At 60.4% G+C, this 22524-nt stretch carries 18 protein-coding genes and 1 tRNA gene; 5 read left to right on the forward strand and 14 right to left on the reverse strand.

What is annotated here, in order from left to right:
• Positions 1-15 precede the first annotated feature (15 nt).
• The 9 genes from SOP97_RS14590 to SOP97_RS14630 form a co-directional block, all read right to left on the reverse strand.
• Complete coding sequence (locus tag SOP97_RS14590) at positions 16-1869, reverse strand: DUF1302 domain-containing protein (protein ID WP_322949800.1); 1854 nt, start codon at positions 1867-1869, stop codon at positions 16-18.
• A 219-nt stretch (positions 1870-2088) separates the two neighbouring features.
• Positions 2089-3453 carry a DUF1329 domain-containing protein gene (locus tag SOP97_RS14595; RefSeq protein ID WP_322949801.1) on the reverse strand — a complete coding sequence of 455 codons (1365 nt, stop codon included), beginning with the start codon at positions 3451-3453 and terminating at the stop codon, positions 2089-2091.
• Between the two features lie 68 nt (positions 3454-3521).
• Positions 3522-3905, reverse strand: a complete 384-nt coding sequence (locus SOP97_RS14600) for a hypothetical protein (protein WP_041110800.1) — start codon at positions 3903-3905, stop codon at positions 3522-3524.
• Entirely contained in the window at positions 3902-4294 is a 393-nt protein-coding gene (locus SOP97_RS14605; protein WP_052813583.1) for a c-type cytochrome, read from the reverse strand. Before SOP97_RS14605 ends, SOP97_RS14600 begins: the two co-directional genes overlap by 4 nt.
• Positions 4291-5748 carry a flavin monoamine oxidase family protein gene (locus SOP97_RS14610; RefSeq protein WP_042926393.1) on the reverse strand — a complete coding sequence of 486 codons (1458 nt, stop codon included), beginning with the start codon at positions 5746-5748 and terminating at the stop codon, positions 4291-4293. Before SOP97_RS14610 ends, SOP97_RS14605 begins: the two co-directional genes overlap by 4 nt.
• A gap of 194 nt (positions 5749-5942) precedes the next feature.
• Positions 5943-6953, reverse strand: a complete 1011-nt coding sequence (gene qhpR, locus SOP97_RS14615) for an AraC-like transcriptional regulator QhpR (RefSeq protein WP_042926392.1) — start codon at positions 6951-6953, stop codon at positions 5943-5945.
• Positions 6954-7324: 371 nt separating this feature from the next.
• A complete protein-coding gene (locus tag SOP97_RS14620; RefSeq protein WP_021205664.1) occupies positions 7325-9103 on the reverse strand; it encodes an acyl-CoA dehydrogenase C-terminal domain-containing protein in 1779 nt (592 codons plus the stop codon).
• Between the two features lie 46 nt (positions 9104-9149).
• Positions 9150-9827: a TetR/AcrR family transcriptional regulator gene (locus SOP97_RS14625; protein WP_048512671.1), complete on the reverse strand. Its 678-nt coding sequence runs from the start codon at positions 9825-9827 to the stop codon at positions 9150-9152.
• A gap of 313 nt (positions 9828-10140) precedes the next feature.
• A complete protein-coding gene (locus SOP97_RS14630; protein ID WP_042926387.1) occupies positions 10141-11325 on the reverse strand; it encodes an acetyl-CoA C-acyltransferase family protein in 1185 nt (394 codons plus the stop codon).
• A gap of 187 nt (positions 11326-11512) precedes the next feature.
• Here SOP97_RS14630 and SOP97_RS14635 point away from each other — a divergent pair, with 187 nt between their 5' ends.
• Positions 11513-12520 carry an AraC family transcriptional regulator gene (locus SOP97_RS14635; RefSeq protein ID WP_042926386.1) on the forward strand — a complete coding sequence of 336 codons (1008 nt, stop codon included), beginning with the start codon at positions 11513-11515 and terminating at the stop codon, positions 12518-12520.
• A gap of 877 nt (positions 12521-13397) precedes the next feature.
• Here SOP97_RS14635 and SOP97_RS14645 read toward each other — a convergent pair.
• The 5 genes from SOP97_RS14645 to SOP97_RS14665 all read right to left on the reverse strand — a co-directional run bounded on the left by SOP97_RS14645 (position 13398) and on the right by SOP97_RS14665 (position 19237).
• A tRNA-Ile gene (locus tag SOP97_RS14645) sits at positions 13398-13474 on the reverse strand.
• Between the two features lie 386 nt (positions 13475-13860).
• Positions 13861-15222, reverse strand: coding sequence for a putative bifunctional diguanylate cyclase/phosphodiesterase (locus tag SOP97_RS14650; RefSeq protein ID WP_322949811.1), 1362 nt, complete (start codon positions 15220-15222; stop codon positions 13861-13863).
• Positions 15223-15351: 129 nt separating this feature from the next.
• Positions 15352-16452, reverse strand: coding sequence for a GGDEF domain-containing protein (locus SOP97_RS14655; RefSeq protein WP_322949813.1), 1101 nt, complete (start codon positions 16450-16452; stop codon positions 15352-15354).
• A 248-nt stretch (positions 16453-16700) separates the two neighbouring features.
• Positions 16701-18623 carry a M48 family metallopeptidase gene (locus SOP97_RS14660; RefSeq protein WP_322949815.1) on the reverse strand — a complete coding sequence of 641 codons (1923 nt, stop codon included), beginning with the start codon at positions 18621-18623 and terminating at the stop codon, positions 16701-16703.
• A 17-nt stretch (positions 18624-18640) separates the two neighbouring features.
• Positions 18641-19237 carry a LemA family protein gene (locus tag SOP97_RS14665; protein WP_274089135.1) on the reverse strand — a complete coding sequence of 199 codons (597 nt, stop codon included), beginning with the start codon at positions 19235-19237 and terminating at the stop codon, positions 18641-18643.
• Between the two features lie 207 nt (positions 19238-19444).
• Here SOP97_RS14665 and SOP97_RS14670 point away from each other — a divergent pair, with 207 nt between their 5' ends.
• The 4 genes from SOP97_RS14670 (at position 19445) to SOP97_RS14685 (ending at position 22502) form a co-directional block, all read left to right on the forward strand.
• On the forward strand, positions 19445-20035 hold the full coding sequence (locus SOP97_RS14670) for a TetR/AcrR family transcriptional regulator (RefSeq protein WP_322949817.1): 591 nt from the start codon (positions 19445-19447) through the stop codon (positions 20033-20035).
• Entirely contained in the window at positions 20032-20910 is an 879-nt protein-coding gene (locus tag SOP97_RS14675) for an alpha/beta hydrolase family protein (protein WP_322949819.1), read from the forward strand. The genes SOP97_RS14670 and SOP97_RS14675 overlap by 4 nt, the downstream gene beginning before the upstream one ends.
• 28 nt (positions 20911-20938) lie before the next feature.
• Complete coding sequence (locus SOP97_RS14680; protein ID WP_322949821.1) at positions 20939-21346, forward strand: PaaI family thioesterase; 408 nt, start codon at positions 20939-20941, stop codon at positions 21344-21346.
• 499 nt (positions 21347-21845) lie between these two features.
• Complete coding sequence (locus SOP97_RS14685; protein WP_322949823.1) at positions 21846-22502, forward strand: endonuclease I family protein; 657 nt, start codon at positions 21846-21848, stop codon at positions 22500-22502.
• Positions 22503-22524: the final 22 nt, after the last annotated feature.

A 22524-nucleotide genomic window follows, 5' to 3' on the forward strand; every position in this document is an offset into this window, starting at 1 on the left:
CCGCCCTACCCCCGATCAGAACGAGTAAGAAATGTTGCCACTCAAGAAATCGCGGTCAGCCATCAGGTTGTTATCCCCGCCACCCCAGTACTGCACCCACTGCAAACCACCCTTCCAGCGATCGCGGTAGTTGAATAGCAGCGAACTGGTCAGTGATTTGCGCCCTTCGACGAAAGGCAAGGCGTTCGGCGTAGTGCCGTTGACGTCGTGGTAGAAGTCCAGTTGCGGGGTCACAGTGATGCCACTGCCGAACACGTTCGGGTAGTTGATGCCAAGTTCGGCCACATAACCCCAGGAGGTTTTATCCGGCAGCGAGAAATCCGGCAGGAAGTACGGCGTTTGCCCCGTGGTATCCAGGTCCTGGTAGTGGGTGACCACCGCCTCGGCCAGCAGGTAGCCATCGGAGGCGCCCAGGCTGCTCGGAATGAAGCCCAGGGTATCGTTGGCCGAGAAGGTGTAGATGGCATTCACATGGGCCTGCCATTTCTTCTCTTCGACGAAGCCATTGTGGACTCCGGTGTCGAACACACTGAACTCGTTGAACTGGCCGCTGAACGCCGCACCGAAAGGCACCGTCGGATCAATGGCAACGCTGTCGTTCGGGCGGTAAGACAACTCCGCACCTACGGCCACCGGGCCAACCATGGTGTTCATGGACAGGCCAAACAGATCCTTGTCCTCGCCATAGTTGATGAAGTAATTGTCGACCAGCAGCAGGTCCGGGTTGGACGTGGCGGTGTAGCCGACAAAGGGCAGCTTGTCGTGATAACGCTGATAGAAGAAGCCGAACTCGGTCTCGATCTCCTCCACATTCCAGCGCAGGGCGACTCCATACTGGCCGTCATCCTTGGCATCGCGTTCGCCGGCGAAAGGAATCGCCAGACCGTTGGCCACCAGGGTAGCGTCGTCAAGGCCGCTGATCAGCGGCTCGCCACAACGTCCGTTAGGCATGTTTGCAGCACAGAAGCCGGCACCGTAAAAGCCGTCGACATAATTGGTGGGGTAGTAGATCGGTCGATTACCCTCGCCCACCACATCGGAGCCGGAATAATAGGTACCCGCCGGGTCGATGCCATAGGCATTCCACTTGAACTGGTAATACGCCTCCAGGCTTAGCGTGTCGCTCAGGCCGATATTGAACGAAGCCATCGGCGCCGGGATAAACACCTCTTTCAGCTGGGTGCCAGGGGTATGGTACTTCGGCAGGCTGAGGGCGTTGATCTGGTTGATGCCACCGGGCATGAAGATCTCTTCACCCCAGCTGATCACCTGGTTGCCAACCTTGGCCTTGGCCGGCATCTCGCCAAGGTCGAAGCTCTTGGCCACCCACATGTCGAGCAGATCGAGGCGTTCGGTGGCTTCGCGATCGCCCGGGCCATCCAGCTCGGTGCGCCGGGTGTTGTCCATCTTGAAGTCCTTGGCCCAACTGACCCGACCGAGGGCGCTCCAGCCGTCGCCGAACGCCAAGCTCAGCTCGTGGGTACCCTTAACTACGTGGGAGAACACATCGTGTTTGTTGTAGTTGAGGTTGCCATCGTCGGAGTTGCTGTAGTTGATGTCGGAGTTGGCGTAACCATTGCCCTTGGTCAGGTTGTAATAGTTGCTCAGCTCAGTGTCAGCGCCATCGTTACAGCCACCGCTATCGCCACCGATGATATGGCAGTCGGGCGACTGCAGACGGGTGGACATGCCATAGGTCAGGGTGGAGTCGAAACTGCCGGAGATACCGTCCTCAGAGCCAAAGCGCATGGCGTGGCTAGGCTCCATCCAGATCAGGCTGGAGGCGGCCATCACCGCCAGGGCCAGACGATTATTCACACGAACGAATCCCGACGCGGCTTGGGCCGCGGCTTTATTGTTGTTATGCATGAGTGTTCCTCTAAACAGTCGTAGAGCCTGTTCAGGATCCGCTAGCTAGAGCCAGACAAGTCGCAACAACCATCGGGAGTAACAGCCGGAGGCTGGCCCGAAGGGTGAACGTCTGCGTATCAATCGGGCGAGGTCGCCGAATTTACGAACTGTAAATGATCAGTCCGAGCCCGATTGATACGTGGTATGGCCGACGCGCAGCAGATCCTGGGTGGGTTCTTAGCGTTCGCCGCGGCGGCGCAGTTCATTGGCGTTGAACATCTTGTCGCTGACCCGGCCTTCGATGCCGGCGGTTATGTCGAGCACCTCACCTTCCTGGGTGAAGCCGTCGACTAGGTAACGACGTGCGACCAGGTCGTACATCGAGTACTCGAAGCCTGTGCAGGACTGGGTCTGCGGGTTGGCCCAGATGCTGCCTTCCTGCGCGCGCCAGAGGTTGCCCTTGGCGTCGTACATGTCGACGTGCAACAGCGCCCAGCTGTCCTCGTCGATGTAGAACACACGCTTGGCAAAGGAGTGGCGCTTGTCGGCTTTCACCGTGGCCTCAACCACCCACACGCGGTGCTGCTCATAGCGCTGAACGTCGCGGTTGAGGTAGTCCTGGCCGATCAGGTCCTCGAACTTGTTACTCTTGTCGATCAACTTGTAGGAGTTGTACGGCATCACCATTTCTTTTTTGCCGACCAGCTTGAAGTCGTAGCGGTCCAGCGCCCCGGTGAACATGTTCATCTGGTCGACGAAGTACAGGCTATCGGTGCCGGCGATCGGATTGTCATAGGCAAATGACGGCGCACGGCGCACGCGGCGCTGGCCTGGGAAGTAGATCCAGGAGTCCTGTGGTTTATCCAGGTAACCGTGCACCAGGTACATCTCGCCCGCGCGCGATGCTGGGGACAACACGTCGTAGAGCATCTTGGCTTCAAAGTCGCCGGTATCGGCCGGGCTCTTCACCGCCGGGTCGTTGTAGGGGTAATACTCGTGGGCCCACTGCTTAAGCTCGGTCAGCGCCCCACCCTTCTCGCGCATCAGCATCGATACCTGGGCGCGACGGCCCATGCCCATGTAGCGCAGCTTGTAGTTCCACATCACTTCGATGCCGTTCTGCGGCACTGGGAATGGAATCGAGGCGCCGGCAGCCTGCTCCAAACTCCAGCCATCACTGCCGATCTTGCTCTGGGCGGCGAACTCTTTGGTGCGCTGGGCGACTTCGGTCGGGAAGGTACAGCTACGGTGCGTCGGGTAGACGTCCAGGCGGTAGCCCGGGTAAGTCTTGATCAGCGCCACCTGGCCAGCCGGCAGCTGCGCCTGGTATTGCGCGAGATTTTTCGCATCGATGGAATACAGCGGCTTGTCGGCGCCGTAGGGGTCGCCGTGGCCCGGCTGCCAGCCGCTCGGAGCCTGGGTCAAACCGCCGTCCCAAGCCGGGATGCTGCCGTTGGCATTGGCAGCTTTCTCTGCGCCGAACGGGGTCAGCTCGTTACCGAGCTTGGCCAGGTCGGCCGAGGTCGCCGCCTGGGCGCTGGAAACACTAAACAACGCCACCAGGGCGCTGCACAGCAGGGTCTTGTTGAAATCAATACTCATGTATTGCTCTCCCATTGGAATTATTGTGCAGGAGCGCTGCGCCGCTGTGCGGCGCAGCGGTATAGGGATCAGGCGTAGGCCGGCTTTCCGGCAGCCTGGCTGGCGCACCAGCCGAAACCCAGCGCAGAGCCCAGGTAGACCGCCGCCAGGCCCCAGCCAAGCGGGTTCATCGCCCCGGCCAGCAGCGCCTGAACGACGAGACCGGTGCACACCAAGTCGCAGCCGACCATCAACAGCGAGTCGCGCCGGGGCAGGTCTTCGAGACTGTGGATAAACCAGAAGCCCAAGCCAACCGCCAAATAGGTAGCGCCAAGCAGGCGGCCAAGCAGCATGCCGTCAACCCCCAGCGGCAGACCCAGCCAACGGAAGATCAGACTCGGATCAACCAGCAGTAGCAACGCGACAGCTACGGTCAGCAGGCACTTGGGTTTGATGAAGATGGTGATGTTCATGACTTGGCTCCTTGTTGACGCAGGTAACAGGTAAGGGACTGGCGCTCTTCAGCCTTGCGCAAGCCACCGAAGGCCATAGCAGTGCCGGGAAGGAACGTCATGGGGCCCGCGAGGAAGGCATCGAGCTTTTCCGCATCCCAGGTAAAGCCGGCCTGCTGCAGGGTGGGCGTGTAGCCGAAGCCCGCAGCGGAACCGACCTTACGGCCGAACACACCACCGAGCTGTGGCCCGACCTTGTGCTCACTGAGCGAATGGCAGGCGCTGCAGCGGGTTTCGAAAATCTTCTGGCCAGCCACCGGGTCGCAGCTCTCAGCGGCCTGTGCGGACAGATTGATCACGCCCAGCAAGCCGAGAGCGGTCAGCAAATGAGTGAAGTTGTGCAGCTTCATCCGAGCAGCTCCTTGGCGCGCAGGGCCGCCCTAGTGCCGGCTCCGATGGCGCCGTCAATGCTCCCGCGCCAGCCCTCGCCATGGTCGCCCTGGCCAAAGAGAATGCGGCCACGATCCTTCTGGAAGTGCGCGTAGTACTTCTCGAACCACTCAGGTTTGTAGGTGGCGTAAGTACCCAGGCTGTAAGGATCCAGGGTCCACTCGTAGCCATAGGTGCCCTCGACCTGGATGCCCGGGAAGAGCGGTTCCAGAATCGCTTGAACAGCCTGGGTGTCGTAGATATCGATCTTGCTCGGGTCGTTGCCGAAGGCGACGAAAAGGGTGTGGTCGTCGCTTACGTAGTGCGCCATCACCAGGCTCACCGGGTAGCTGGACTCGGCCATGGCGTTGATCTTCGCCATCTTGGTAAAGCCGCCCTTGGCCTTGATATAGAACTTGATCCCAGCACCGCTGTGCTTCTGCTTGCCGGCTTCGATCAGGGCAGGATCCAGCGCCGGGGAAAACTCGACGTTGGGCAGCACGTTCATCGGCAACGCGATGATCACGCTAGCGGCCACTATCTTCTCGCCACTCTGGGTGGTGATCACCGTGTGATCGCCCTTGTCCTCGATCTTCTTCACTGGGGTCGACAGGCGCACTTGCGGCTTGCCGTCCTCAATCATCTTATTGATCAGGCCGATGGTGCCGTCCTTGAGCTTGTAACGTACAACAGCATCGTTGAAACCCTGCAGGTTCCAGCCTGCCAGCGCCCACCAACGCAGCATATCGACGTAGGAGGTCTGGTCCAGCGGGGCATGCGACGTCGCGCTGACAAAGCTGTCGACCGCCACCCGCTGAACCGGATCGAGCTTAAGCTCATCCAGGCGTTGCTTGGCAGTGCGCTTGTCACGCTGGATGATTTCTTTCCAGGTGTGCTGCGCGTCATAGGGGCGGTCCCAGACCTGGCGCGCTTCGCTATAGAAGGCATCGAAGGCTGCCAGCAGCGGCAGCAACTGCTCGCCGGCCAGCTTGTGGGTCGTGTTACCGACCTTGACCACATACTCTTCGTTGGTCAGCGCCGCGCTGCTGACTGGAGTTTCTTGCAGCTCCAGACCGTAGCGTTCTTTCTCGGCCCAGACGAAGGGCTGCGCTTGGTGAATCCAAGTGCCGCCCATTTCGACCTTGTGGCCGTCAAACTCGGAGGTGAAGGTACGCCCGCCCAGGCGATTACGGGCTTCCAACAACAGGGTCTTGTAGCCATTCTTGCGGCTGTCGCGCGCAGCCGTGACACCGGCGAAGCCACCGCCGATCACCACTACGTCATAGTCGCAACCCGCCGTCTTGCAGCTATCGCCCGTCGCAGCCGTGGCATGGGTCATAACCCCTACCCCAGCGACGGCAACCGCACCCACTCCGGCGCCACGCAAAAAATTGCGGCGGCTGACGCCCTTGGCGCCGTCCTCATGCTCGGCCATTAGCCCACACCTCATCTTTTTGTCGTTATCGATGGCGGGCATACAGCACAGCTAAAAAAATCCCGACCGCGCCAGACGATGCCGGCCGGGAAAGGTCATGCCCACCTTGGGGACAGAAACTAACAGTGGCGGTACGGGAGGGCTTGCCAGCGCACGTCAATGTCGTTGACATCTGACGTCAGCCAGGCAAAAAACTAGGTGTGATTAGCCTTGGCTTGCAGGCGGTATTGCTGCGGGGAGACGTGGGTCCAGCGGCGGAAGGCGCGGCTGAATGAACTGCATTCGGCATAGCCAAGCAACAAGGCAATGTCGGTGAGACTGTATTCGTCCTGCGCCACATAGGCCTCGGCCAGTGAACGACGCACCTCCTCGACCAGCAGGCGGAACTCCACCTGGTACTCGGCCAAGCGTCGCTGCAGAGTGCGCGGCCCCATGCCCATGCTCTGCGCCACCATTTCCAGGCTGGCCCCGCCACTGCTCAGGCTGCTGGCAATATGCCGGGTCAGCTGGGTGAGCAGATCATTGGCCGACGCCCTGACCTGCCGCTGCTGTTCGAGAAAGGGTTCCAGGGCCTGGAACAGACGCGGGTCGGCGGTGCGTACCGGCATGTCCAACAGGGCCCGCGGAAAATACAGACGATTATCTGGCTGTTTGAAGTGCAGCGGGCACGCCAGCACCTCACGGTGCAGCGACAGATCAGCCGGCGTCTCATGCTCAAAGTCGAGCCGTTCCGGGGTCAATTGCGGGTTCTGGCTGATCTCCCGCAACAGGCTGAGGAAAAAGCCAATGGTGAACTCGGAGTCCTGGCGTCGCCGCACTATGGTCGGATCGGTAACCTGATACGACAAAACCACCTGCCGCTCGCCGATCTCTACATCCACCCGGATAGCCTGGGAAAACACCACGACGAAATGGCTCAAGCAGCGCAGTGCCAAGAGCATGGTTGGCGCACTGCGTACTGCTTGACCATATGTGCCAAGGGTGGTGCTAACGGTCTGTATACCGATGCGCAGACCGATCGACGCATCCACCCGACGCCCGAGAATCTCCCAGAACTCGGCATACTTCGCCGCGGGAATCTCCACATCGGGGGCATGTAGAATCCGCTCGTCCAGGCCGGCCTCGGCCAAGAACGGGGCGAACAGCTCTGCATTCAAGCGGAAGAAGCTTTCGGCAAAGATGGTATGGGTAGCGGATGTGGGCATGCTGGGCAACGCCGAACGGCGCCCCTTTCAGGGCAGGTGGTTCTTACGTGACTCACGGGCCCTATCCCTATGACATGGCCGAACCAGAAGTCATCCTAAATGCCAGGATACATTTTGCAAAGGTTTTACGAACAGCAATCCACCCGCTTCTGTCCGGTTCTGAAAAAGATGGATTTTGCATAGACGACGGCACCGCTCAATGGCTTATTTCGGCTGTATCCAGCGGCCTAGAAGCAGAAAACCATCGGAGCAATTATCTGCCGAGGGTTTTCTCTCCTTAGTAAGACAAGCCTCTCAGTTCAATCCATCAACACTTTTTCTAGACGGCATCAGACCCAAGGGCGAGCCGGAGCCTTTTATTTGCACAACGGCTAGAACTGCGCAGCGTCCAGCAGGTACAGGCTTTCGCTACCGGCTTTAACCGAAGCAGTCAGCGAGTGGATACGGGGCAGCAGGCGAGCGAAGAAGAAGCGCGCGGTGCCCAGTTTGCTCACGTAGAACTCGTCCTGATCCTGCTTGGCCAGGGCGGTGCGCGCCATCAGTGCCCACATATAGGCGTAGGCGGTGTAGCCGAATACCTGCAGGTACTCGACCGAGGCGGCGCCAACTTCGTTGGGGTTGGCCTTGGCCCGCTCCAGCAGATCGGCAGTCATCAGCTCCAGGTTGGCGATGGCGCCTTTTAGCGGCTCGATAAACTCGGCCAGGCTGCTGTCGGCGGAATCGGTAAAGGCTTTGATCTCTTCGGCGAAGTGCTTGTAGAACGCACCGCCGCTGCCGACCACTTTACGGCCGACCAGATCGAGGGCCTGGATACCGTTGGTACCCTCATAGATCTGGGTGATACGGCAGTCGCGGATCAGCTGCTCCTGGCCCCACTCGCGGATATAGCCGTGGCCGCCGAAGATCTGCTGGCCATGGGTGGTGGTTTCCAGCGCCATATCGGTGAGGAAGGCCTTGGCCACCGGCGTCAGCAAAGCAACCAGCTCTTCCGCGCGCTTGCGGGTGGCGGCGTCTTCGCTGAACTTGGCGGTGTCGAGCTGCATGGCCACGTAGCTGGAGAAGGCACGGCCGCCTTCGTTCAGCGCTTTCATGGTCAGCAGCATGCGACGCACGTCCGGGTGCACGATGATCGGGTCAGCAGCTTTGTCTTTAGCCACCGGGCCGGTCGGCGCGCGGCTCTGGATACGGTCGCGGGCGTATTCCACGGCGTTCTGGTAGCTGCGTTCGCCCAGGGACAAGCCCTGAATGCCAACGCCCAGACGCTCGTAGTTCATCATGGTGAACATCGCGGCGAGGCCCTTGTTCGGCGCATCGACGATCCAGCCAGTGGCGCCGTCGAAGTTCATTACGCAGGTGGCCGAAGCCTTGATGCCCATCTTGTGCTCGATCGAGCCGCAGGACAGGCTGTTCTGCTCGCCCAGGGAACCGTCGGCGTTGACCATAAACTTCGGCACTAGGAACAGCGAGATGCCTTTCGGGCCCGCTGGGGCGTCCGGCAGCTTGGCCAGTACCAGATGGATGATGTTCTCGGTCAGGTCGTGCTCACCGCCGGTGATAAAGATCTTGGTGCCGGAAATCTTGAAGCTGCCATCAGCCTGCGGCTCGGCCTTGGTGCGGATAATGCCCAGGTCGGTGCCGGCATGCGGTTCGGTCAGGCACATGGAGCCCGCCCAGACGCCGGAATACATGTTCGGCAGGTATTTTTCTTTCAGCTCTTCGCTGGCGTGGGCATTGATCGACAGGCAGGCACCAGCGGTCAGCATCGGGTACAGGCCGAACGACAGGTTGGCCGAGTTGACCATTTCCTCGACCTGGGCCGAGATCGCCTTGGGCATGCCCATGCCGCCGAATACCGGATCACCACCAACACCAACCCAGCCGCCTTCGGCGTAGGTTTTGTAGGCATCCGGGAAGCCCGCTGGGGTTTTCACCGAGCCATTGGCCCAGGAGCAACCTTCTTCGTCGCCGCTGCGGTTCAGCGGGGCGATCACGCCGCCGGTGACCTTGCCGGCTTCTTCGAGAATGGCCGCTGCAGTGTCTTCATCAACCACTTCAGCCAGGGCCGGCAACTGGGCCCACAGCTTGGAAACTTCAAACACTTCATTGAGCACGAAGCGCATATCGCGCAGGGGAGCTTTGTAGTCAGCCATTTGGGGTCTCTCGAATAGTGTCAGGGCATGCCCGGATGGTAAAAATTCAGTGTTGCCGGGCGGCCGCAGCGGGCCACAGCGGCACGCCACAAGCATCATCGCCTGGCTGTTTGAGTACAGCGGCCAAGGCGCCCAGGGCCATGGCATTGACCAACGCCTGTTTCTGCCCGGCGGGCAAGCCACAGTCCGCGCTCCAGTTCGGCACGCAATTCAACCAGGCCAGCAGCCCTTGCACGCAGGCTCGCAGCAAAGTCGTGGGCGCGCGAACGCCGAGCGCCTGCACGTGCAACAGCAACTTGTCTTCATAGCTGCTGCGCAGTTGCCGAATCTGCTGCTGGTGCGCCGGCGACAGACAGCGCAACTCCTGTTCGGCCATCCGCGCATGCAGCCGGCAGCGCTCATGTAGGGCGATATGGCTCTGCAGCAGGGCCTGCAAGCGCTGCATGGGCGTACCCGTCTCACTCAGTTCGACCAGCTCGTGAAGGTCCTCATAGAACTCCTCAAGCAACTCGAACAGCAGCTGCTCCTTGCTAACGAAGTGGTGGTACAGCGAGCCCGCTGTGATCCCTACATGCAGGGCCAACTCGCGCATACCGACCTGGGCAAAACCGCGCTCGGCGAACAGCTCCAGCGCCTTGCCGCGGATCTGCTCAATACGCGAGGGCGCCGCCGCAATGGGTTCTACGCCCAGCGCAGCGGCCGGCTGCGGCAGGTTGCTAGCCATACTGATAGCCCTGCGCAACCCGGCCATCAGTCATAGCGATAAAAGCCATGGCTGCTCTTGCGTCCCAGGCGCCCCGCCGCCACCTGTGCGTTGAACTCCCCAGGACAGCGCAGCGCTGCTGCCGAGCCTTATTCAGTTGACGGACGAGGCTGCTGCCGATGCCGACTACGGCCTTGAGCAACACGGCCGCGAAAATATCCACCAGCAGCACCTACAGCCCGGCCACGGCGTACACCTGAGCGATGCCACTGCCCATAATTCCGCCGCCGATCACGTCGGCGCGCTGAATGCTCATTGTCATCAGGCTGGCCTCTCAGACACGCTCGAAAACGACGGCGATACCCTGGCCGCCGCCGATGCACATGGTCGCCAGGGCATAGCGGCCCTGAATGCGGTGCAACTCGTGGATGGCCTTGGTGGCGATGATCGCGCCGCTGGCACCCACCGGGTGGCCGAGGGAAATGCCCGAGCCATTGGGGTTGACCTTGGCCGGGTCGAAGTCCAGCTCGCTCGCTACGGCACAAGCCTGGGCGGCGAAGGCTTCGTTGGACTCGATAACATCCAGGTCGGCCACGCTCAGGCCGGCACGTTGCAGGGCCAGGCGGGTAGCTGGAATCGGCCCCAGGCCCATCAGTTCAGGGTCGACCCCGGCATGCGCATAACTCACCAGACGGGCCAGCGGGCGAAGGTTGTCGCTTTTGACCGCCGCTCCGCTGGCCATCAGCAGCGCGGCAGCGCCGTCATTAAGCCCCGAAGCATTGCCGGCGGTGACAGTGCCACCCGCCTTGAACGCAGTCTTCATCGCCGCCAGTTGTTCCAGCGAAGTCTCGCCGCGCACATGCTCGTCCACCTCAAACAACTGCACACCTTTGCGGGTTTTCACCTCTACCGGCACGATCTGCCCGGCGAAGCGCCCCTCGGCAATGGCGCGGGCGGCGCGCTGCTGGCTTTGCAGGGCAAGGGCGTCCTGAGCTTCGCGGCTGATACCGAGGCGCTCGGCAATGTTCTCCGCAGTGATGCCCATATGAATGCGATGGAAGGGGTCATGCAGGATGCCGAGCATGTAGTCGACGGCCTGCATATCACCCATCCGCCCGCCCCAGCGCGCCCCGGGCAACAGGTAGGCACCACGACTCATAGACTCGGCGCCGGCACCAATGGCGATATCGCAATCGCCCAACAGCAGGCTCTGCGCCGCCGAAACAATAGCCTGCAGGCCAGAGCCACACAGGCGATTGACGTTGAAGGCCGGGGTTTCCTTGGGAATCCCGGCCTGCATGGCCGCCACCCGGCCGAGATAGGCATCGCGCGCCTCGGTGGGTATCACATTGCCCATCACCACATGACCAACTCGCTCGGCGGCGCAACCACTGCGCTGTAAAGCTGCGCTGACCGCTGTGGTGGCCAGCTGCGACAGCGGCACTTCCTTGAGCGCGCCACCAAAGGAGCCGATTGCAGTTCGGACAGCGCTGACGATATAGACTTCAGGGGTAGACATAGATATCTCCGCGGGCATGAACCGGCAACTAACAGGGATTTAGCTCACTGCGATGCCAGTAAAGCGCGCAGCGATTACACTGCGGCGCAGTCTAGAGATGGCCAACGCCACTACCTATGCCGAAAATGACCGGCTTGCCTGATGTTTTTTGCCACTTCAGGCGGCCAATTAGCCATGAGCGAGGGCCATGCAAGAGAAAGACTCGGTAGCCGTTTATTTTGTCCAGACGGCACTGCATGGCCTGCACCCGCAACGGGTGGCCGCTGTGCTGGCCGAAGCCGGCATTGATCCGCAGCTGCTCGGCGATAGCAAGGTCCGGGTAGCGGCCAGCGCCTTCGCCAAGCTCTGGCTGGCCGTGGCCCACGAGCTGGATGACGAGTTTCTCGGTCTCGATTCCCACGGCATGCCTAAGGGCAGCTTTGCGCTGATCTGCCGGGGGGTGATCCAGTGCTCCAGCATCGGTCAGGCACTCAAGCAGTGCCTGAGCAGCCTCGGCCTGTTCCTGCGCGACATACGTGGCAACCTGAGCGTACGCGGCAAGCAGGCGATCATCCGCCTGGACAATCGCCAGCCAGACGGGCTCACCAGCAGCGCCGCCGAGGAAACCTACCTGACCATAGTGCTCGGCCTGCTGTGCTGGCTGGCCGGGCGGCGCATCCCCGTCGACCGTTCGCAATTCGCCCACCCGCGCCCGCCCCACGGCGACGACCACCTGTTCTGGGGTCCGAACCTGACCTTCGAAGCCAACTATAGCGAGATAGCGTTCGACGCCAGCTACCTGAACCTGCCTCTGGTGCAGGACCAGATCACACTCAAGCAGTTTCTGCGCACCTCACCGCAATGGCTGATCGTGCGCTTTATCAATCGCCAGGGCCTGAGCAGCCAGGTTTTCAAGCAATTGCGCGATTGCCGTTACGAATACTGGCCGACACTCGCCGACATGGCCGCAGCGCGCAGCCTAAGCGTCGCCAGCTTACGTCGCCAGTTGCAGCGTGAAGGCTTCTCCTTCCAGGAACTAAAGGATGAGGTGCGCCGCAGCATCGCCTTCGAGCGCCTGCGTAATACGGACCTGAGCATCGGGGAGATTGCCGAACAGGCTGGGTTTCAGGAGGCCAGCGCCTTTCACCGAGCGTTCAAGCAGTGGACCGGGGAAAGCCCTGGTCACTACAGGACCAAGTGGCAAGACAAGGGATAACAGACTGTTCCAACCCATCAAGCTTCGCACAGACGGTGTTTGAATAGTCCTGGGTTCTCTAACGACTTCCAAGCCTCAAACCGGGGTCCGCCAGGAGGTGCCGTCGCGCGTCATTGCGGGCATGCCTGGGGTGTCAGATTCCATGCTGGAGGCATTGCGGGGCGACTTCGTGCGCAGTCTGGTGAGCGTCGATTCTGAGCAAGCGGGAGACCGGCTCCCTGATCCGCTATCGGTTCAGCTCGTAGGCGCACATCTTGACTGTCGTGGCCAGGTCAGCGACTCGATGGCGCCGCAGCCAGCAATCGTGAGCAGCTGGGCGCCGAGGGCGATCAGCTGTTCGCTCGACACGCCGCGTGCCTCGTTGCCGCACGAGTAATAGGGCCAGATTTATTTTCCGTACTCGAAACGTCCGCTTTTGGCCGGTTGTTGCCTGTCGCGACCGGCAGCAATGGCTGTTCTCTGCCAGCATGCCGATCAAATCCAATGCAAATGACTGGTCAGGTCGAATGCAAGTGGGTGGGCAAGTCTGTGCAATTACCCAGAGTGTGGCTGCGTCGTAGAGCTCGATGGCTTTGGTGTCACCGCGAAAGCCAAGCAAACAGTTGGGCTCATTGCAGTTTGTCGTGGGGTAAAGCTAGGTTTGGATTGTTTGATCAGCCGATCCTTCATGCTGCGTTGATCGGCGTTACCTGGCTTGGATAGCGGGCTCTTTCGGTAGGTAGGCCCTTCAGTTGCGCAGACCCAGCGCTATAGGTGGTTGGGAGCGACCTATACTTAGGTTGAGTGAAACGGTACCCAAAACGGTACTCAAATTTATTTTTTTATGGCTAGTAAAGAAAAGGCCAGCTCGAAGGCTGGCCTAACTCTTTGTTTTTTATGGTGGGCCCACACGGACTCGAACCGTGGACCAAAGGATTATGAGTCCTCTGCTCTAACCAACTGAGCTATGGGCCCTCAGAGGCGGGCGGATTATACCGGTGCCTTCGCGGTAGCGCCAACCGAATGGCCTGGAGTGAGGCAGTTTTGTACGAAGGCGTCAGCTTGGATGGGCAGCTAATAGCAAAAATAGAGATATCTGCCGGCAACGGCAAGCCTGAGGACACAAGCAGTCAGATGAACGCAATTAAGCAGTGAGCCGAACAGGTTCGCTAATCGGCTCACCGGTTAGCAAATTCATGAATGCCCCAGGCTCTGGCTGCAGCGCAGCTAGTCGCACTTCAGCCGGCAAGCTGAACCGAGTGCTTAACCGCCACCTATATCCGTACGTACCCCGCAAACAAAAAGCTGCGCACTGCGCGGCTTTTACCTTTCCGCCTATAAACGCTGAGCCGAGTTCCCGCTCAGCTGTTCTGCTGCGCCACATAGTCCCGGAACGCCTGCAGCGGCAGCGGTTTACTGAACAGGTAACCTTGGAACTGCGTGCAGCCGTTGCTGAGCAAAAATTGCTGCTGCGCTTCGCTCTCTACGCCTTCGGCGATCACAGTCATGCCCAGGCTTTGCCCCAAGCCGATAACCGTACGCACGATGGTTTCGCTGCTGCTGTCGGTGAGTACGTCGCAGATAAACGAGCGGTCTATTTTCAGGGTATCGAGGGGCAGGCGTTTGAGGTGGCTGAGGGAGGAAAATCCGGTGCCGAAGTCGTCCAGCGAGAAGCGCACGCCACGTTCGGCCAGGGCGCTCATTTTGTGTTGCAGGTCTTCAAGGTCTTGCACGATCAGGGTTTCGGTTATTTCCAGATCGAGCCGCCGCGCATCAATGCCATGCTCGGCGAGCAGCGCGAGGGTGTCCGCGACAAAGCTGGCCTGACGAAACTGCTTTTGGCTGATATTGACCGCGAGGCCGATGCCTGCGAATAGCGGCTCGTCGTTCCAGCAGCGCAGTTGCCTAACGGCTTGCTCAAGCACCCACTGACCAATCGGGATAATCATCCCGGTTTGCTCGGCATGACCAATAAACTCGGCCGGGGCTACGAGCCCACGCTGCGGGTGCTGCCAGCGGATCAACACTTCGGCACCGATGACCTGGCCCGTACGGTTGAGCTGAGGCTGGTAATGCAGCACGAATTGCTGCTCACGCAGCGCCACGTGCAAATCGCGGTCAAGTATTGAGCGCTCGACGGCATCGCTCTGCAGAATATGTAGCAGCACAAACAACATCAGCATGGCCACGATGCTCTGCACCCAAGAGCCAGTCACGCGCACCTCATCCGGCAGGTTGTAAGCGCTTGATGGGGCCCAGGATGATGAGGCCAGCGCGGTGAACAGCCCGAGACACAGCAACGCAACGCCGTAGCGTAACCAGATCGGCTCATCCCGGAACGCCATCAGCGCGGCCACCGCAATGGGCAGCAGGTACAGATGCGTGGCCCGTGGCGCCGCTGTGGTGTTGGGGTCCAGCAGCAGGGTCATGCCGACAATCACCAAGATAATCACGCCAAACAGCAGCAGGTTGGCCAGGCGCACTTGATTGCGCAGGGTCAGGATAAATACACCCAGCCCACAGAGGATCAGCAGCAGGTCCATCAAGACGATGCCCCAGCCCCCCTGCAGGGTGAAAAAGACGCCCCATAAACTGCCTACAAGCACCAGCACCAGACTGGCGAGCATGCGCATACGCCGCTCACGGCGCTGACCGATCAAGAGCAGATCAGGCGAATACCAGAGTTTGGCGACCTGTTTGGCAAAGGACGAAAGAATGGTCATGAAGAATCCCTGATTGACCTATTGATTCGTGAACCGCGCCTTGGCGCACTGAGTTTTCAGCGCGGCGCTGGGGGTTACCGAGTGAGTGTAGTCGCCGCTGTGGGCGCCCTGCACGGCTGCAGGCCCAGCTCAGAACTCGCTGAGGCGAACACTAGGCATTGCGCGGCCGACCAACTGGTTTCGGCCCTGTGCCTTACCGCGATACAGGCGCTGGTCGGCACAATGGTAAAGCTGCTCGGCGGTTTGGCCGTCGCTGGGCCATTCGGCCATGCCAAAGGTCACCGTCAGCACGATCTGCTTGTCGCCGTAAGTCAGCGGCTTACTGGCGATTTGTTCGCGCAGCATTTCCACCAAGGGCTCGGCCGCACTGTGCCCGGTATTGCGCAGCAATAGGCCAAACTCCTCACCACCCAGGCGGCCTAGGGTGTCGGTGTTGCGTAGGCGCTGGCTGAGGCTGTTGCAGATATGCTGCAGGGCCTGGTCGCCGGCAGCGTGACCGTATTGATCGTTGACCCGCTTGAAGTGGTCAACATCCAGGATCACCAGCACTAACTTGGCCTGGCTGCGCTGGGCCTCTCGTACGCTCTGCTCCAGGCTCTGCTGAAAACTGCCCCGATTAGCCACGCCCGTCAGGGCGTCAGTACGCGCCATGAGCTGCAACTGCTTATAAGCAAAGGCACGGCGGGCTTCGTAGAGGTGCACAAAGACCATAAGCAACACACCACACAACAGCGCATTACCCAGGTCGATCAACCCCTCGGCATCTAGACGCACGGGATAGGTGTTGAGGTAGAGCAGGCAGGCGGCGAGCACAAAGGGCAGCGCCAGCATGCTGCCGCGCTTACGCCCGAGCAGCAGGTAGGACATGACGGGGATGATGTAGACCCAGACAAATGCGGTCTTGGAGGCATTGGGGATAACGATGATGTACAGCATAAAACTGAAGGTCGGCAGCAGGTAAAGGTAGATCCAAGGCAACAGGTTGCGTGCCCTGACAATGCCCCATACACCCCACAACAGCGCCACGCAGAAGATCAGCTCAATGCTCGCGAACAGGTAATTGCCGGCCATAAACTGCAACGCGCAGAACACCCCGAGGGTCAGCCCGGTGCAGGCATAGATCATCCGAATTAACGAACGACGGCCGAGATACTGCAGGTCGTCGACTGCAACGTTGTTATCACCGTCCATGTTGGCGCTCGACTTAAAGGGCATAACTTGCCACTTCATAGATGCTTGGTAACCTGCACTTTGCCTGAAAACCTAACCGATTAGCCAGGCTAGCAACAGCGCTCGCTCGCCGGGGCACAACAATCAGCGTGCTCACGCCCTACACCAGGCACTGATGCGTCAGGTATGCAGCGCGGCATCAGCCCTGCCCCACACATTCGGCGTCCACCTGCACAGCCAGCGCAGGGCTTACCCTCGCGTTAAACCGGCTCCAGCAGGCGCTTTAATGAAGTATCAAGGCCAGCCGCTCAGGCACGCGCTGCGAGCAGGGGCGGCATCGGGCAATCAAGAATATCGGCCACAGCGCGCAGCAACTCGGCCTCAGCGGCATTGATCTGGCCGTCATGTTCGATGCAGCGCGCCATGGCCTTGAGCAACTGCGGCGTCTGCAACGGCCGCAGCAGGCTTAAACGCCGCAGTGCATGCTCTAGCGCCAACAAACCACTGGCATCGGCCGCTAGCAGTTGGCCAACACTGAACGGTAGTTCGCTGTCCGCCTGGTTGAAGGCGCGTTGCGCGGCCGCCTCATCCACGCCACCCGCACGGGCCAGCAGTGACAACACCACGCGCACTTCAGTGGCCAACTCCGGCAGCGCGTAGCGGCTGGCTTGTGCGCGAACGCCTTCGACATTGCGCTCGACAATGCGCAGCAAGGTCCATTCCAGTAGAGCAACCCGGCCATCGGCGCGAATCAGCAGCGCCAGGTTGGCCTTAAGTGCGGCGAACTGATCGACAGCCAATTGCTTGAGCGCCGGCATGGCCAAGTCCAACAGGGGCAAGCGCATGCCCGCGGGCAACTGACGTAGCGGCGAGCGCACGCATTCAAGCTGCGTCGCCACTTCGGCGCTGATACGCGGCTGCAGCAGGGCCAACTGCTGCGCCGATTGCGCCTCAGCCGGGTCGAGCAATAGACCGTAGAGCAACGCCTCGGCGCCATTGCAGCTGTGCGCCGCCGCACTCAAGACCTCATCCAGCTGCGCCAGTGAGCGACGCGCAACGACAAGGTGCAGCGCCTGCGGATCACCAATGGCGCCAATTGCCTCACTCGCCGAGGCTGAGCTTAAACCCGGCACAAAGGCACTCGCACCAGACACGCGGGCGGGTGAATCACTGCCCGCTGCGGCCGGAGCTGCAGCGCTGAGCGCCGGCAGCTGCGGGTAACGGCCATCCCAGCCGGGAGTAATCCGGCGAATGCGCTGATCGAGCGGTGGATGGGTGGCCAGCATGCCTTCCAATGCCTGACTGATGCCGGCGGCAAAGTACATATGGCTGAACTCGGCAGCATGCCCGGCCTGCAGTTGTGAGCCGTAGAGGTTGCCGCCGATTTTCTTCAAAGCCCCGGCGATGCTCTCCGGATTGCGGGTATATTGCACCGCCGAAGCATCGGCAAGAAATTCGCGCTGGCGGCTCACCGCCGCTTTGATCAGGTTGCCGAAAAAGGTCCCGGCATAGCCCAACACCCACAGCGTGACACCGATGGCGAGCACCACCGCCACCGAATTATCGCGACTGGAGCGACGACCGCGACCGCTGCTGCGCAGTAGAAACCCACCGATCAGCCCCAGCAGCAGAATGCCATGCAGCACTGACACCAGGCGGGTATTGAGGCGCATATCGCCGTGGAAGATATGACTGAATTCATGGGCAATCACGCCCTGCAATTCATCGCGGCTGAGCTGGCAGATCGCCCCTCGGGTTATCCCAATCACCGCATCCTGCGGCGTCAGGCCGGCGGCAAACGCGTTGATCCCGACATCATCGAGCACATACACCGGCGGCACCGAGGTGCCCGAGGCCAGAGCCATTTCCTCGACCACATTGAGTAGCCGGCGCTCTTCGAGGCTCTGTGGCGACAGGTTGATCAAGCGCCCACCCAGACGCTCGGCAATCGCCTGCCCGCCTCGGCTCAGTTGCAGCTGCTTGTACAGGCTGCCCAGCAACACCACACCGACAACCGCCAGCGCCACGCCGCCTACCAATGGCCAACTGGGCAGTAGGCTGCCCGGGCCATCAAGCAGACCCAGGGAATTCTGGTCGTTGCCGAATAACTGCCAGATTGCCCCTAACGCCAGGCTGGTCAGGGTGATTAAACTCAGAACCGCCAGCACCATCAGCATCAATAAACGCCCGCTGTGACGCCGGGCGCGATCCTGCTGCTCGAAGAAATTCATCCCAGTGCGCCCTTAGTTCAGAACGACACCTTCGGCGCGTCTTGAATCGCGGCGCTGTCGGCGAATTCCAGCAGGCTGGCGTCTTGCGCGTGACCGAAACTGGCAGCCAGTAACACCGGCGGGAAAGACTGTTTGTAGCTGTTGTAGGCCATCACCGCGTCGTTAAAGGCCTGGCGAGCGAAGGCCACCTTGTTCTCGGTGCTGCTCAACTCTTCACTGAGCTGCTGCATATTCGCCGAGGCCTTGAGGTCCGGGTAGGCCTCAAGCGTGACATTCAAACGGCCAAGAGCACTGTTCAACAGCCCTTCTGCGCCGCTCAGTTGTGCCATGCCCTGAGCATTGCCGGGTTGCGCCGCGGCGGCCTTAAGCCCGGTTACCGCGTTGTTACGCGCAGCAATCACCGCCTCCAGGGTTTCCCGCTCATGGGCCATATAGCCCTTGGCGGTTTCCACCAGGTTAGGGATCAGGTCATAGCGGCGCTTGAGCTGCACCTCGATCTGCGCAAAGGCATTCTGAAAGCGGTTACGCAGCTTCACTAATTGGTTGTAGATACCAATCACGAAAAAAATCAGCGCGGCGGCAACCGTCAGGAAAATCAGCGTGGCAGTGGACATGGGGCAATCCTTATCGCATGCGAGGGAGCTGCCGATGGTAGCGGAAAAGCGCTGCAGCGAATGCTCGCCGGCGCAAAACTGCAGGCCCTAAAGCGCCTGCGGGCAACTCCACGCGTCCTGACGCTTGGCTTATGCGGTGTCATCCAGATACCGCATGGTGGAAAAAACTCTTGGAAAAATAGACCGACCGGTCTATATATTTAACCTATGAAAAAGACCTCGACCCGCGACAAGCTGATTCACGCCATGGCCGACGCCCTGCAACGCAAGGGGCTGCATGGTGTGGGCCTGAGCGAGCTACTGGAAATTGCCGGCGCGCCCAAGGGCAGCCTTTATCACCATTTCCCTGGCGGTAAAAGCGAGCTCGCGGTGGCGGCTATCGACCATATCAGCCGGCATATCGACAGCCTCTTCAGCCAGCTTTTTACCCAGCAGCCGGACCCGCTCAAGGCGCTGCACAACTGGTTGCAAGGCGCACTGCAGCAGCTGGAGAACAGCCAGTTCGAACGCGGTTGCCCGCTGGCCACCATAGCCCTGGAAAGCGGCCCGGAAGATCTGGAGATTCGCGCCGCCCTGCAGCGCAGTTTTAGCGCCGTGCGCCAAACGTTGAGTGCGCAACTGCATGCCTACGGCTACCCCAGCGAACAGGCGGATAACCTCGCCGCTCTGTTTGTCGCGCTGTATGAAGGCGGGCTGCTGCAAGCCCGCGTGGCCGGTAGTAGCGAGCCGCTCAAGCGCGCTGCCACTGCCCTGTTCAACCTGACCCGCGAACAGTTTCCGGGAGGAGTCCGCCCATGAACACCCCAGCCATTCTTAGCGAAAGCGTGCAGCTGCCGGCACTCGACGGTTATCCGCTCACCGCCACGCTGTATCACGCCCCGGAGCCAGTGGCGCAACTTGTAATTGCCGGCGCCACCGGCGTACCTCAGGGTTTCTACCGGCGCTTTGCCGAATATGCCGCGCAGCGCGGCTACAGCACCTTGACCCTGGATTATCGCGGTATCGGTCAATCGAAACCGGACAGCCTGCGCGGCTTTGCCATGGATTATCTGGACTGGGCGCACCTCGACCTGGCAGCGGCTGTCGATCAGCATCGTCATCCACAGCGGCCGCTGTATATGGTCGGCCACTCCTTTGGCGGGCATGCCTTCGGCCTGCTGCCCAACCATGACCAAGTCCAAGGCTTCTACACCTTCGGCACCGGAGCCGGTTGGCACGGCTGGATGCCCAAAGCCGAGCAGCTACGCGTGCTGACCATGTGGCGGCTGATCGGCCCACTACTGACCCGCTACAAGGGCTACCTGGCCTGGAGCAAGCTGGGCATGGGCGAGGATTTGCCGCTGGGCGTATACAAACAGTGGAAGCGCTGGTGCAGCTTCCCACGCTATTTCTTCGAAGACCCGCAGATGCCGGATCTCGCCGAGCGCTTCGCCCAGGTCAGCACGCCGATCATTGCCGCCAACGCCCTGGACGACCTGTGGGCACCGCCTGCCTCGCGCGATGCCTTTATGGCCGCTTACAGCGCCGCGCCCTACCAAGCGCGCACCATCGATTCCGTAGCCAGCATCGGTCCTCTCGGCCATATGGGCTACTTCCGCCCGGCGGCGCAGTCGCTGTGGGATGAAACGCTGAACTGGTTTGCCGAATTACAGGCGCAGCGCCAGGTGGCCTGAACAACCCAGAGCAAAGGAGGTTTCGCTGATGAGCATGATCCCAGCAGGCTTTACCCCACTGTTTCGCAGCAGCCCCTTTCTTGATTTGCTCGGGCCGATCTACAACCAGCGTATGGACACAGGCCTGGTGATCGGCCTGCGCGCCGAGGAGAAACACTGCAATGCCCGAGGCCTGGTGCATGGTGGCGTACTCAGCAGCCTGGCCGATGTGGCCCTGGGCTATAACAGCGCCTTCGCCCAGGAGCCGCCCACGCCAATAGTCACCAGCAGCCTGAGCATCGACTACGCCGGTACCGCCAAGCTCGGCGACTGGATAAGCATCGAAACCGATGTACAAAAGGTCGGCAAAAGCCTGGCGTTTGCCAATTGCTACTTTGTGGTCGAATCAGCGCGCATCGCCCGCGCCAGCGCGGTATTTAGCGTGATCACACGCTAGCGTGCGGCAGTTCAAGAAGGGTTATACGGCTTAGCGAACGCCATAAAAATTGCCTGGAGCAGTTTTTAACATCGCGCAGTAATGCGCCCGAAGGGTGGCTGCCTTGGATGGCAGTCCACAAAAACGTCGGGAGCGTTTTTGCGCGCCAGCCCCGGAGGGGTGAAGCGCATGGATGCGCTGAGCACAAAAAAGAAAACCCCGCGATTGCGGGGCTTTTGCAGACTGTTTGCTGTCATCCTTGATCTGCTTGCCGTCCTGGCAGCTATCCCACGTATCCCTTTTTTTCAATGCGCTTCCTGCGCGACGTCCATGGGCACAGATTAGCCATCGGCCGATGCCAGGCATAGTGGCGATCCGCAGCACAGGATGTAAGCAATGGCTTACATCGCCACAACCAAGCACCTGCTCGGCTTTATTTTGTGACGCAGGTCTTGTTAGACTCGAGGCGTCTTACCAAAACAACAACAGACCCCGTCAACGGCGGTCATTGGGGCCACTTATGCGCTCACTGCTTCTTGTCATCGGCTGCCTGGCAGCCAGCATCAGCCCGCTTGCATTCGCCAATGGGCAAAACCAACTTTCCGATCCCAAAGCCGCCGTACAACTGTTCTGGAACCCGCTTTATGCCCAGGGCGGCACCTCGTTGTATTGCGGCAAAGCCTTTAGCGGGGAAAGCGGCCAGTTCAAAGCCAGCCCGGTTTACAGCAGCAAGCAGCTGAAAAGTGCCCTGCGCTGTGTCACCAACCGCCAGTGCGCGATCATGAATCCGCGCTACGTCTATATGGCGTCTGACCTACACAACCTCTACCCGGCCCTGACCCGCGTCGAGCTGGTGCGGCGTAACGCGCAGTTCGGCGACCTGGACGACAGCGTGCCAAGCAAATTCGATGACATCGGCTGCGACATGAAAACCAGCTTCCAACTGGTAGAACCACGTGACGAAGCCAAGGGCAACGTCGCACGGGCGATCTTCTATATGCACGTCGAGTACGGCCTGCCCATCGTCGGCCAAGTGCAGGTGTACAAGCAGTGGCACCAGATGGACCCACCGGACGCCGACGAAATAGCGCGCAACGACAAGATTGCCGACCTGCAGGGCACACGCAATCGCTTTATCGATAACCCCGAACTGGTCGAGCAGCAGATCAATAACTGATCCGTAGGCGCTCAGCGATTAA

The organism is Pseudomonas spirodelae, from assembly GCF_034653255.1.
In the GTDB taxonomy this organism is placed as follows: Bacteria; Pseudomonadota; Gammaproteobacteria; order Pseudomonadales; family Pseudomonadaceae; genus Aquipseudomonas; species Aquipseudomonas spirodelae.

Bases quoted from the DNA above. Each gene is read 5' to 3' on its own strand.
- SOP97_RS14590 (WP_322949800.1), bottom strand. From the start codon at position 1,869: ATGCATAACAACAATAAAGCCGCGGCCCAAGCCGCGTCGGGATTCGTT.
- SOP97_RS14595 (WP_322949801.1), bottom strand. From the start codon at position 3,453: ATGAGTATTGATTTCAACAAGACCCTGCTGTGCAGCGCCCTGGTGGCG.
- SOP97_RS14600 (WP_041110800.1), bottom strand. From the start codon at position 3,905: ATGAACATCACCATCTTCATCAAACCCAAGTGCCTGCTGACCGTAGCT.
- SOP97_RS14605 (WP_052813583.1), bottom strand. From the start codon at position 4,294: ATGAAGCTGCACAACTTCACTCATTTGCTGACCGCTCTCGGCTTGCTG.
- SOP97_RS14610 (WP_042926393.1), bottom strand. From the start codon at position 5,748: ATGGCCGAGCATGAGGACGGCGCCAAGGGCGTCAGCCGCCGCAATTTT.
- qhpR (WP_042926392.1), bottom strand. From the start codon at position 6,953: ATGCCCACATCCGCTACCCATACCATCTTTGCCGAAAGCTTCTTCCGC.
- SOP97_RS14620 (WP_021205664.1), bottom strand. From the start codon at position 9,103: ATGGCTGACTACAAAGCTCCCCTGCGCGATATGCGCTTCGTGCTCAAT.
- SOP97_RS14625 (WP_048512671.1), bottom strand. From the start codon at position 9,827: ATGGCTAGCAACCTGCCGCAGCCGGCCGCTGCGCTGGGCGTAGAACCC.
- SOP97_RS14630 (WP_042926387.1), bottom strand. From the start codon at position 11,325: ATGTCTACCCCTGAAGTCTATATCGTCAGCGCTGTCCGAACTGCAATC.
- SOP97_RS14635 (WP_042926386.1), top strand. From the start codon at position 11,513: ATGCAAGAGAAAGACTCGGTAGCCGTTTATTTTGTCCAGACGGCACTG.
- SOP97_RS14650 (WP_322949811.1), bottom strand. From the start codon at position 15,222: ATGACCATTCTTTCGTCCTTTGCCAAACAGGTCGCCAAACTCTGGTAT.
- SOP97_RS14655 (WP_322949813.1), bottom strand. From the start codon at position 16,452: ATGAAGTGGCAAGTTATGCCCTTTAAGTCGAGCGCCAACATGGACGGT.
- SOP97_RS14660 (WP_322949815.1), bottom strand. From the start codon at position 18,623: ATGAATTTCTTCGAGCAGCAGGATCGCGCCCGGCGTCACAGCGGGCGT.
- SOP97_RS14665 (WP_274089135.1), bottom strand. From the start codon at position 19,237: ATGTCCACTGCCACGCTGATTTTCCTGACGGTTGCCGCCGCGCTGATT.
- SOP97_RS14670 (WP_322949817.1), top strand. From the start codon at position 19,445: ATGAAAAAGACCTCGACCCGCGACAAGCTGATTCACGCCATGGCCGAC.
- SOP97_RS14675 (WP_322949819.1), top strand. From the start codon at position 20,032: ATGAACACCCCAGCCATTCTTAGCGAAAGCGTGCAGCTGCCGGCACTC.
- SOP97_RS14680 (WP_322949821.1), top strand. From the start codon at position 20,939: ATGAGCATGATCCCAGCAGGCTTTACCCCACTGTTTCGCAGCAGCCCC.
- SOP97_RS14685 (WP_322949823.1), top strand. From the start codon at position 21,846: ATGCGCTCACTGCTTCTTGTCATCGGCTGCCTGGCAGCCAGCATCAGC.